At 65.2% G+C, this 11,577-nt stretch carries 8 protein-coding genes; 2 read left to right on the forward strand and 6 right to left on the reverse strand.

Annotated elements, in window-relative coordinates; translation table 11 throughout:
- Positions 1-46 precede the first annotated feature (46 nt).
- Positions 47-985: a methyltransferase gene (locus ACFPN5_RS04545; protein WP_379780548.1), complete on the forward strand. Its 939-nt coding sequence runs from the start codon at positions 47-49 to the stop codon at positions 983-985.
- Between the two features lie 36 nt (positions 986-1,021).
- On the opposite strand, the gene ACFPN5_RS04550 is transcribed toward ACFPN5_RS04545, so the two are convergent.
- From ACFPN5_RS04550 to ACFPN5_RS04560, 3 genes are all read right to left on the reverse strand, one after another.
- Positions 1,022-2,230, reverse strand: coding sequence for an MFS transporter (locus ACFPN5_RS04550; protein ID WP_379780550.1), 1,209 nt, complete (start codon positions 2,228-2,230; stop codon positions 1,022-1,024).
- A 67-nt stretch (positions 2,231-2,297) separates the two neighbouring features.
- Positions 2,298-3,347, reverse strand: a complete 1,050-nt coding sequence (locus tag ACFPN5_RS04555) for an NAD(P)-dependent alcohol dehydrogenase (protein WP_379780552.1) — start codon at positions 3,345-3,347, stop codon at positions 2,298-2,300.
- Positions 3,348-3,547: 200 nt separating this feature from the next.
- Complete coding sequence (locus ACFPN5_RS04560; protein WP_379780554.1) at positions 3,548-4,621, reverse strand: MBL fold metallo-hydrolase; 1,074 nt, start codon at positions 4,619-4,621, stop codon at positions 3,548-3,550.
- Positions 4,622-4,854: 233 nt separating this feature from the next.
- On the opposite strand from ACFPN5_RS04560, the gene ACFPN5_RS04565 reads away from it, so the two are divergent.
- Complete coding sequence (locus ACFPN5_RS04565) at positions 4,855-5,748, forward strand: LysR family transcriptional regulator (RefSeq protein WP_379780556.1); 894 nt, start codon at positions 4,855-4,857, stop codon at positions 5,746-5,748.
- Positions 5,749-5,795: 47 nt separating this feature from the next.
- Here ACFPN5_RS04565 and ACFPN5_RS04570 read toward each other — a convergent pair whose 3' ends face one another.
- The 3 genes from ACFPN5_RS04570 to ACFPN5_RS04580 all read right to left on the reverse strand — a co-directional run bounded on the left by ACFPN5_RS04570 (position 5,796) and on the right by ACFPN5_RS04580 (position 11,519).
- Positions 5,796-7,046 carry a DUF3472 domain-containing protein gene (locus tag ACFPN5_RS04570; protein ID WP_379780558.1) on the reverse strand — a complete coding sequence of 417 codons (1,251 nt, stop codon included), beginning with the start codon at positions 7,044-7,046 and terminating at the stop codon, positions 5,796-5,798.
- Positions 7,047-7,078: 32 nt separating this feature from the next.
- Positions 7,079-10,084, reverse strand: coding sequence for a TonB-dependent receptor plug domain-containing protein (locus ACFPN5_RS04575; protein WP_379780560.1), 3,006 nt, complete (start codon positions 10,082-10,084; stop codon positions 7,079-7,081).
- A gap of 67 nt (positions 10,085-10,151) precedes the next feature.
- Positions 10,152-11,519, reverse strand: a complete 1,368-nt coding sequence (locus tag ACFPN5_RS04580; RefSeq protein WP_379780562.1) for a Gfo/Idh/MocA family protein — start codon at positions 11,517-11,519, stop codon at positions 10,152-10,154.
- Between the last annotated feature and the right edge of the window lie 58 nt (positions 11,520-11,577).

Consider the following 11,577-nt stretch of genomic DNA (forward strand, 5'->3'; position numbering starts at 1 on the left):
TCGCCAGCGAACAGAGGACGGGGCAGCCTTGCCGCATGCTCGCCGCATGACTACCACCATCGACACCGATGCCCTGCTCGCGCTGGGCCAGGCCCTGCAGAAGGCAGGCTATCAATTCACCACGGTGACGCCCGCCACCCACCGCCGCGTCAACGGACGCCCTGCGAACGCCTGGGCCAGCGACCTGCGCGGGGTGTTCGGCTGGAGCCGGCCATTCCGGGAAGACGCCGTCCCGCCGGAGATCCTGGCCCTGATGCGATCTGCCGGCGCGATTAAAGAAAAGAATGGCGGCCTGTGCGCGACCGTGCGCGCGTCCACCATCGGCGAGCGCCTGTACTTCCATTCGGCCTTCCCGACGAAGGACGACGACGCCGTCTTCTTCGGCCCGGATACCTACCGCTATATCGCCGCCACCAAACGCGCGATGGAGACCCTTGCGCCGCCGGGCCGGGTCGTGGACATCGGCGCTGGCGGCGGTGCCGGCGCCATCGAAGTGGCGGCGCGCTTTCCGCAGGCCCAGTGCGTGGCGGCGGACATCAACGACCGCGCGCTGGCGCTCGCCGGGGTGAATGCGCGCCTGGCGCGATTGGTGAATGTGGAGCTGCGCCACAGCGACCTGCTGAAGGATATTGAAGGCGGGTTCGACCTCGTGCTGTCGAACCCGCCGTATATCCTCGACCCGGACCAGCTGCGCTATCGCCATGGCGGGGACATGCGCGGGGCCGGCATCTCGCTTGCCATCGTCGAGGCGGCTTTGGCGCGCCTCAATCCGGGCGGCACCCTGCTGCTGTACACCGGGATTGCCATCGTCGATGGACGCGACGAGTTCCTCGACACCATCCGCCCGAAGCTCGAAGCCGCCTGCGGCGACTGGACGTATGAAGAGCTGGACCCGGACATCTTCGGCGGCCAGCTCGATTGCGAGGGCTATGAAGAGGTGGAACGGATTGCAGCCGTCTGGCTGCGCGCAACGAAGGGCAACTAAGCGCAACGAAGCGCAACTAAGCGCAACTAAGCGCGGCTAGCCGGCTGCCCTGCCGGAGCGGTCGGCGCGCCCGGCCAGCGCCGCCAGCCCGGCAGCCACGAGGAGCAAGACCGCGCTCATGCTGAAACTGGCCCGGTAGCCGCCCGCGTCGAACAGGATGCCGCCCGCGCCCGCGCCCAGCATGATCGCGAGCTGGACGACCGCCACCATCAGCCCGCCCCCTGCTTCCGCGTCGCGCGGCAGGGTCTTCGCCAGCCAGGTCCACCAGCCGACCGGCGCCGCGGTGCCGACCAGGCCCCAGACGGCGAGCAGGATGGCGGTCGCGGCCAGCGAGCTGCCGAAGGCAATCAGCGCGACGGCAATGACCGCCATCAGGGCCGGGATCACCACCAGCGTCCGATACAGCCCTTCCTTGATGAAGCGCCCGATCAGGATCGTCCCGGCAAAGCCGGCCAGGCCGAGGCCAAGCAGCAGGAGCGAGAGCGTGGACACGCCGACCCCGGTGACCCGTTCCAGGAAGGGCCGCAGGTAAGTAAAGAGCGCAAACTGCCCCATGAAAAAGAAGCTGCTGGCCGCCATCCCGAAGGCGACCGCCGGCTGCTTCAGGAGCCGGAACGGATTGGCCGACCCTGCTGCACTCCGGGCGGGGGCGGGCATCGGCGGCAGGCTGGCGAACTTCCAGGCGAAGGCAATCGCGGCCAGCGGGATGATGCAGAAGAAAGCGCCGCGCCAGCCGACGATTCCCCCTAAAAAGCTCCCCAGCGGCGCCGCCACCACCGTCGCCAGGGCATTGCCGCCGTTGACGATGGCCAGCGCGCGCGACAACTGCCCGAGCGGCACCAGCCGCATCGCGACTGCCGCCGACATTGACCAGAAGCCGCCGATCGCCACGCCGATAAGCGCACGCCCGACCATGAACAGGAAGTAGTTCGGCGCAAAGGCGGCCAGGGTGCCGGAAGCCATCATCAGCAGCGTCAGCCCGAGCAGCAGGGTCTTGCGGTCGAGCCGGCCGGCCAGTACCGGAATGAGCAGGCTGGTGAGCAAGGCAAAGGCGCCGGAGACGCCGATCGCCTGCCCGGCCTGCCCTTCGCTGACGGCCAGCTCGATGGCGATCGGCGTCAACAGGCTCACCGGCATGAATTCGGATGCGACCAGCACAAAGGCGCCAAGCGAGAGCGCGAAGACAGCGCCCCAGGCTGCGGGCTTGTTGTCGACTTCGGCCGGAGGAGGAATTTCGAGTTTCATGGAGTCCAACTATCTTTGCTTAGGCCGCTGGCGGTATTGCCGCCAGCGGCGTGCGTCCGGCCCTGGATCAGGCCGCGAGGGTCGCGTTGTCGATCACGAACCGGTACTTCACATCGCCCTCCAGCATGCGCTCGTAGGCGGCGTTGATGTCGTCGGCGCGGATCATCTCGATGTCGGCAACGATGCCGTGCTCGGCGCAGAAGTCGAGCATCTCCTGGGTTTCAGGAATGCCGCCGATCATCGAGCCGGCGATCGAGCGGCGCTTGCCGATCAGGTTGAAGACCTCCGGCGACGGATGGGGCGAGGCCGGCGCGCCGACCAGCACCATCGTGCCGTCGCGCTTGAGCAGGGACGTGAAGGCGTCCAGGTTGTGCGGCGCGGCGACCGTGTTGACGATCAGGTCGAGGCTCTTGGCGCGCGCGGCCATGGCTTCGGGATCGGTTGACACCACCACCTCGTGGGCGCCGAGCGCTTCCGCAGCCCGGCGTTTCGATTCCGACGTGGTGAAGGCGACGACGTGCGCGCCCATCGCCCGGGCCAGCTTGATGCCCATGTGGCCAAGGCCCCCGATGCCGACGATGCCGACCCGCTTGCCGGGACCGGCGCCCCAGTGGCGCAGCGGCGACCAGGTCGTAATGCCGGCGCACAGCAGAGGCGCAACGCTGGCCAGTTGCGCTTCCGGATGGCTGACGCGCAGCACGAAGCGCTCGTGCACGACGATCTGCTCCGAATAGCCGCCCAGGGTATGGCCCGGCGCGTCGTCTGTTACGCCGTTATAGGTGCCGACCATGCCGTCGCAGTAGTTCTCGAGGCCGTCTTCGCACTCCGCGCATCCCTTGCAGCTGTCGACCATGCAGCCGACGCCGACCAGGTCGCCGACCCGGTGGCTGGAGACATGCGCGCCGACCGCGGCGACACGGCCGACGATCTCGTGGCCCGGAACGCAGGGGTACATCGTGCCGGCCCACTCGCCGCGCACCTGGTGCAGGTCGGAGTGGCAGACGCCGCAAAAGGCAATGTCGATCTGGACATCGTGCGGGCCGGGGGCGCGGCGGGTGATGTCCATCGATTCGAGGGGCTGGTCGCCGGAGTGGGCGCCGTAGGCTTTGACTGTCATGGGAGATCCTTTTCGGTGTCGCGTACGTGTTCTTGAAATGACGGCGGCCGGATGGGTATCCGGCCGCTCGAATGGAACACCCATGGTAATGCCTTATCGCTATGCCGAACGGGTCGGAATTTGGATGACCTTATGAGCAGCCATCATGAATGCTGCGCGGGATTTATACTTCCCATCACTGATTCTTCCCGTCCGGCATGTTACTGGACGTCGCGCCACCATGCACTGCCGGCATGCGGCTGTTTCAGGTTCAGGGGCTCGCCGATGACCGGCGTCGTGATCGCCACCCCGCCCTCCTTCGCCAGCCTTGTGATGCGCTCGAACGGGTCTTGCCAGCGGTGCCGGGCCAGGTCGAAGGTGCCGTTATGGACCGGCAGCAGCCAGGCGCCCTTCAGGTCGCGGAAGGCCTGCAGCGTTTCCTCCGGCTGCATGTGGACGTCCGGCCACTGCTTGTCGTAGGCGCCGGTCTCGACCAGGGCGACGTCGAAGGGTCCGTACTTCTCGCCGATGGCTTTGAAGCCGGCGAAATAGCCCGAGTCGCCGCTGTAGTACAGGCGCAGGCCGTCTTTCATGATCACCCACGACGCCCACAGGGTCGTGTTGCGGTCCCCCAGGCCGCGCCCGGAGAAATGCTGGGCGGGCGTCAGCGCCAGGCGCAGGCCGTCGATCTCAAGCTCCTGCCACCAGTCGAGCTGGCGCACCTTGGCGGCATCCACGCCCCACTGCACCAGGCGGTCACCGACGCCGAGCGGCGCCAGGAAATGCGTCGTCTTGCCGGCCAGCGCCAGGATGGTGGCATGGTCGAGGTGGTCGTAATGGTCGTGCGACAGGATCACGGCTTTCAGGGGTGGCAGGTCTTCCAGGCTGATCGGCGGCGCGTGGAAGCGTTCCGGGCCGGCCCACTGTACCGGCGAGGCACGTTGCGAGAACACCGGATCGAGCAGGTAGAACTCGCCGCCCAGCTTGAGCAGACTCGACGAGTGGCCGAGGCGGAACATCGTATTGTCGGGCGCCGCCATCAGGCCGGCGCGGGTGATCACCTGCATTGGAATCGGGCTGGTCGGGACTGTGCCGGCAGGCTTGTCGAACATGAAGGCCCACCAGATCCTGGCCATCTCGCCAATGCTGTGTTCGCGCATCCTGACCGGGTTGGTGAATTTGCCGTCCGCGAACTGGGGCGACTGATGTGCCGGTGTTTTTGCCGACGCCAGCGCGGAGTAACCCACGATGGCGATGAGCACGAGCGAAAGCGTGCTGAGAAGGAAGCGCGTCATTGGAGAGGGAGGACTTTCATGAAAACGGAGGAGGTGCACAGGGCGGGCGCTGACATAACTATGTCTCTTGGGAAACTTTTATGCAAGCGGCTTACGACCGATGTTACCTGCGAACCTCAGTCCAGGCCGGCTAGACCCTGCTTGACCCTATGAAAGGAATTCATGAGTACTCGACAGGACTATGCATGCCCTATCATATAAGCTGCTCACTTTCTGCAGATTGGGACGACCTGATGGCCCGTGACAACCTCAACGATATCCTCGTGTTCTTCGCCGTCGCGCGCGAGCGCAGCTTCACCCGCGCCGCGGCCAAGCTGGGCATGACGCAGTCCGCCCTCAGCCACATCATCCGCTCGCTCGAAAGCCGCCTCGGCGTGCGCCTGCTGACGCGCACCACGCGCAGCGTGTCCCCGACCGAGGCCGGCGAGCGCCTGCTGCAGAACGTGGCGCCGCGGATCGAGGAAATCGAAGCCGAGATCGCCGCCATCAGCGACCTGGGCGACAAGCCGGCCGGCACGATCCGGATCACCGCCATCGACCACGTGATCGACGACGTCCTGTGGCCGCGGATCGCCCCCTTGCTGCCGCTGTATCCCGACCTGCACGTGGAAATCAGTTCCGATTACCGCCTGGTCGACATCGCCGCCGAGCGCTACGACATTGGCGTGCGCCATGGCGACCAGGTGGAAAAGGACATGGTCGCGGCGCGCCTGACGCCCGATGTGGTGATGCGCATCGTCGGTGCTCCCGCCTACTTCGAGCGGCGCCCGACGCCGGCATCGCTGCAGGACCTCATGAAACACAACTGCATCTCCCTGCGCCTGGCCAGCAGCGGCGGCCTGTATGCCTGGGAGCTGCGGCACGACGGCCAGGACTACGAAGCGCGCGTGCGCGGCCAGGCCGTGTTCACGAACGCCTACCAGATGCTCGGCGCGGCACTCAGCGGCACCGGCCTGGCCTTCCTGCCCGCGAGCATGGTCGAGCAGCACGTCGGCGCGGGCCGCCTCGTGAGCGTGATGGAGGACTGGTGCCCGGTCTTCCCGGGCCTGCACGCCTACTACCCCAGCCGCCGCCATTCGTCGCGCGCGCTGGGGCTGGTGATCGATGCGATTCGGTACAAGGGCTGACCGGCAAGCGGGCGCGGCCGGCTGCCATAGCCGGCCCGCCCTTGCTGTTACTGAAGCGGAAGCGCTGCCACGTTCACCTGCGGCGCAATGCCCACGGCTGGCCGGGTGAAGGTCTGGTTGAGCGGCACGAAAGCATTAAAGAAGCCGCCGTTACGCATGTAGAAGCGCCCGTTGCGCACCCCACCAGCGTAGTCCATGCGCTGGGCGGTCGTTGCGGTAGGATCGGCGGTGAACTTGGCCGCCGTGATCTCGGTCCAGGTGCCGGCAGTGCTGCGCGCCCATTGATTACCATGTTCCGCCGAGCGTCCGAGATACCCGTTCGTGTCGATGAAGTTCTCAAGGAACGAGTAGACACCCGTATGATACGTGGTGGTCGCCGGCCGCTTCCAGGTGGCGATGTAGCGCCACGCGGACGTCTCTGGCGCGTAGAACCAGGCGGAGAAGTTGGTACCGCCAGCACCGTCAGGCAATGCGCGCGTGATGAAGCGGTAGGTATTCCCAGCCACCCAGTTATAGGACAGATAGGACTGGCCGCCGGTGCCCTCCCCGCCGAAACCATTGTCCACCACGCCGGATCCCTTGCTGACCAGGGTCGTCTTCGCGCCGTTGTCGGCGTCCCAGATCGAGAACAGCACCCAGCGTTCGCTCGGCGACTTGACCTGGATGCCGAAGTAGCCGCCATTGAAGCCGTTGGCCATGTAGTACGAGCCGATCTTGTCGTCGCCGGCCGGTACCGTCACTTCGCTGTAGAAGTATTCGGTATTGGCTGGCACCGTGTAGCCAAGGTGCACCGAGGGACCGCGCCTCGACCAGTAGTAGTTGGCTGGGTCACTTGCATAGGCCAGCGGCGACGCCGTCGTGACCTTCAGGCCCGACACGTCGCCGAAGTAGCCGCCTTTCTTGCTGACGCCCTGAAGGTCCACCTTGATGTACCCGGCCGGCAGGCTCAAGGTCCCGACCTTGTAGGTCTTGCTGGCGCCGCCGCTGAGGTTGACGTTGAACGGCGTACCGTTGATGGTCACCCGCACCGTGCTGCTGGTGCTGCCCGATAGTTTCGCGTCCAGGCCCACCGTGGCAGTGCCGGCTTGAGCCATTCGGAACCAGGCGCTCGTCACCGTGTTCGGGCTGGTCCAGTTGGCCAGTCCATTCCCGTTGATGACTTCCGTCGCACCGGTTCCGGTGCTGGTAATGTAGGCGTTGCCTGCGAACTCTACCGTGGCCTGCGCCGCAGCGCTGGCGCCGCTCAAGCCGGCCAGCAGGATAACAACGGTATTCAGTAACAGGATTCTACGTTTCATGTATTTCTCCTTGTCTCTGTGAGTCTGGCGATTTACCAGAATTTGTAGCTAGCTGACAGCGAAAATTGGCGACCGAACAGGTTCTGGCTGTGGTTGTAGCCTTCCCAGCCGTTTGGGTCGTAGTACGGCTTCTTGTCCATCACATTCTTGATGTTCAGGCCCAGGTTCAGGTTCTTGACCGGTTTCCAGTTGAAGCCCAGGTTGACGGTGGTGAACGACGGTGCGCCGGCGCACAGGTTCTCCGGCATCGATACGCCAGCGGCCGTGCAGTTCTCCGGTGTGTTGTCGGTGTCGTAGTCGCCATAGGCCCATTTGGTCTTGCCGGTGAAGTTGGCGAACAGGCTGGTGACAAAGTTGCCGTACACCCAGTCGGCATTGAAGGTGGCGCGCAGGCGCGGCGAGCCGTAATAGCCGACGTAGTTGCCCGAGAAGCCGCTGCCGTCTTCGTAGTCGTAGGTCTCGCGCCGGCGGATCGTCGTCGACAGGCCCGTATTGAGCTTGCCCCATGCTCCCAGTCCGATGCGGGTGCGTGCATCGATGTCGAAGCCATCGACCAGCGTGCCGCCACGGTTGATGTACGAGTTGATCAGGCCGCCCAGGTTGCCGACCGAGTAGCCCGGGATACTGCCCGCGCAGGCTGCAGCATTGGCTGGATTGGCGCACATGATGCCGACGGCGGCCATGTTGCCGCGATCAGCGTCGGTGAGCGGATTGCGGATTGCCTTGTCGGTCCCTGCCAGTGTCGGGCCATGCGCGTCCACCAGTTCAGTGAACAGCTGGTTGAAGTCCTGGCGCACGATCTCGTTTTTGCGGTTGACGTACCAGTAATCGAGCGAGACGCTGACATCCTTGACCGGCTGCAGCACCAGGCCCACAGTCGCGATGCGGGCCTTTTCCGGCTGCAGGTCCGGGTTAGGCGGCGTCAGGCCACCGACCGTTGTCGAGCAGTTGGAGTTGAGCAGGCTGCGGCCAAGGTCGGCTTCGGCTGCCGACACGGACTTCATCAGCAGGCGCGCCATCGCATTGGTTTCGTCGCAGCGCACGGTGTCGCGAATGCCGCCGACCTGGGCAAACACGCCGCCCTCGCCGGATTCGGCCAGGTTAGGCGCGCGGAAGCCTTCCGAATACGTACCGCGCACCAGCACGTCCGGACGCGCGCGCCATTGCACGCCGACCTTCGGCGCGAGGTTGGCGCTGAAATTCGGGTACTTGTCGAGGCGCGCGGCGGCGTTCACTTCCAGCGTCTCGGTAACTGGCACCACCACTTCGCCGAACAGCGCGGCGATTGTGCGTTTGCCGTCGAACCAGGAGCCACCCTGCTGCGTGATCAGGCCATTCGCCGCGTCGGCGTTACCTGGCGTGTCGAAGCTCTCGCGCATCAGGCTTGTGCCGAAAGCGGCGCGTACTTCGCGTCCACCCAGCCTGGCGATGGTGCCTTCGATCTTGGCGTCCCAGGTAATCAGCCTGGTCCACGACTGGATGTCGAAGGTAGGATATGCCTCGCGCAGCAGCGCCGCGTTGGCGTCGCTGATCTCGCCGAACTTGTAGGCCGGGTTGTCGGCGATGTAGGTGCGGCCGGTGACAGGATCTGTCGTGACCGGACCGAACGCTTTGGCAAAGCCCGCGGTGTTGACGTTGATGGTCTGGTACAAAGTCGAATGGCTGCCCGCGACCGCTAGCGCGGTCTCGAACTCCCAGTCGCCGAAGATCGGACCACGCAAGCCAGCCAGCGCGCGGTAGCTGTCGTCCACGTTCTTCTGGCCGAAGTGGCCAACTGCATCCTGCAGCAGGTAGTTCAAGCCGGCGGCGCCGCCCATCCTGGCTGCCATGTCGGCGTCCAGCTTGCCCTTCAGGTAGACGTTGTTCGGGCTGAGGTAGGGATAGCTGAAAGTATTGAGTTTGGTGCCGGTATTACGCGAGAACCAGTTGTTGGTGGTGCCGCTGTTGAAACTGCGCGGACCGTTCTCGCCGCGCATGCGGATATGAGTGTAAGCCGCTTCGGCGAAGGCTTCCATGTACCCGCCCAGGCGCTTGCGGCCGGCGACATAGCCCGTGACGCGGTCCGAGGCCGGCCCGGTGTCCAGCGCATACGGCAGGTTGTTCCACACGCAGCGGGTGCCGGATGCCTCGGTGATCGGCGACGGGCAGCCTGCCACGGCGCGCTGGGTGCGGGCGTTGTTCCTGGCCGGGTCGAATACGAAGAAGGTGCCCGGGTTCAGCACGCCGGGCTCGCTGCCGGTGCCGATGCGGAAGTTGGAGATGAAATTCGGATTGTTGACGTAGAAGTGATCCGGACGCTTGTCGTACGTTTCCTCCAGCGCGATGCGGTCGCGCTGGTACACGTTCACCGAGCCGTAGATGTTGTAGCCGTCGCTGCCGAGGTCTCCGGTACCGAACAGCAGGCTGGCCTGGCGCTCGCCGTACGAATCGACGTCGGCCGACTTGTCGACGCTGGCGCGCGCTTCCAGGCCCTGGTAATTCTTCTTGGTGATCACGTTGATGACGCCAGCCACCGCGTCCGAGCCGTACACCGCCGAGGCGCCGTCGGTCAGGACCTCCATGCGTTCGATGGCGGCCGCAGGGATCGCGTCGATATTCACGAACATGGTCTGGAAGCCGGACGGCGCGCCATAGAACGACAGGCGGCGGCCGTTGAGCAGCACGAGGGTGCCCTGCGCGCCGAGGCCGCGCAGGTTGGCCTGCGAACCGCCGTCGGAACCGGTGAACATCGAGCGGAAGTCCTGCTGGGCGGGACGCGCGGCTGGCAGGTTATCCAGCACCTGCATCAAGGTGCGCGCACCCATGTTCTCGATCTGCTTGGCGTCGATGACCTGCACCGGCGACGCCGTTTCCGCATTAATGCGCTTGATGCTCGAACCGGTCACCTCGACCCGCGCCATGATCTTCTCCGGCGTGGCGGCGCTATTGTCAGCCCTGGTTTCCGTGCCGGTCGCCTGGCCGGCTGCAAAAGCGCCGGACGCTACGCTGGATGCAAAGCCAGCCGCTGCCATGGCAGCCATCAATTTCTTGAGTTTCAAGTGCTTCTCCTTTTTTGTTGTAGTCGCCCTTCCTGTGCCGGGAGGGCTCTTTTGTAGAACGGGGGGGTTAGTAGCGGTCGTCGAATGCGAAAATCGGTTTGCGGCTGCGCCAGCGGCCACCAGTAAAGTCGGGGAAGTCGATGGTCTGGAAGCCGAGCGCGATGGACTGTTCGGACAGCGGCGTGATCGCGCTCCACGTGATGGCGTCGTAGATATCGATCGGCATCGGCGCTTCCTGTTTGAGCGCTTCGACAAACGCGTGGATGACGAAGAAGTCCATGCCGCCGTGCCCTGCTCCGGCCGCGCGCTCGCCATGCTTGCGCCACAGCGGGTGGTCGTACTGCTGCTGCCACAGCGCGAAGTCGTCCCACGCGTGCGGCTTGCTGATGCCTTCGACGTGCACCGAACGGTTAATGTCCATCCACAGCCCTTTCGAGCCCTGCACCCGGAAGCCGAGCGAGTAAGGCCGCGGCAGCGAGGTGTCGTGCTGCAGCAGGATGGTCTCGCCGTTGTCGCACGAGAGCGTGGTGGTGACGATGTCTCCGAGCCGGAACTGGGTGCGTGCGTTCGGATGGTCCTTGCCGCCCTGCTGCACCACATAGTCGTGCAGGCCGGCCGCTTTGCTGGCGAAGCTGTTGATGCGGGTGAAGCGGTTCCCGCGGTTGATGTTGGCGTACATCGCCAGCGGGCCGATCCCGTGGCTCGGATACAGTTCGCCATTGCGGCGCACCGAATGCGAGGTGCGCCAGCGCGCCTCGGACCAGCCTTTCTTACCGTACTCGGCGCCGCCGCCGATCGGCCTGGCCGGGTCGCCGCTGTTGAACTTCACCGCGCGCAGGTCGTGCTGGTAACCGCCCTGCATGTGTACCAGTTCGCCGAACAGGCCCTTGCGCACCATCTGCAGCACTGCCATCACATCGCGCCGGTAGCACACGTTCTCGAGCAGCATGTAGGGCGTGCCGGTCTTGAGCTGCGTGTCGAGCACGTCGAAGTGGTCCTGCAGCGATACACCGGCCACCACTTCACAGCCGACTGGCACCCTGGCCTGCATGGCGTCGATCGACATCAGCGCGTGCCACTCCCATGGGGTGGCGATGATCACGCCATCGAGCTTGCCTTCGTCGAGCATGCGGCGGTACGCGAAATCGTCGCGGTCCTGGCCGTAGGTTGCAGGACGCGGCTTGCCGGCCTTTTCGATCTGCTCCAGCGCACGGCCCAACATGATCGGTTCAACGTCGCACAGCGCCGCGATCTCCACATCGTCGCGCCGCACCAGTTCACGCAGCAGCGTCTGGCCGCGCATGCCGGTGCCGATCATGCCGATACGGACTTTGTCGCGGGTTGCCGCAAACGCGCCGGGCAAGGCGCCTGCGTACACCGCACTGCCAGCCAGGGCAGCGCCAGCGGAAAGGAAGCGGCGTCGGTTTAATTGCATGTCTGTCTCCGTTTTTATGAGGTTTAAGGTTGCAAGAGCCCCTCCCCGTCCGAAGAGG

The sequence above is a fragment of the Massilia niabensis genome (genome assembly GCF_042655085.1).
Lineage (GTDB): Bacteria > Pseudomonadota > Gammaproteobacteria > Burkholderiales > Burkholderiaceae_D > Telluria > Telluria niabensis.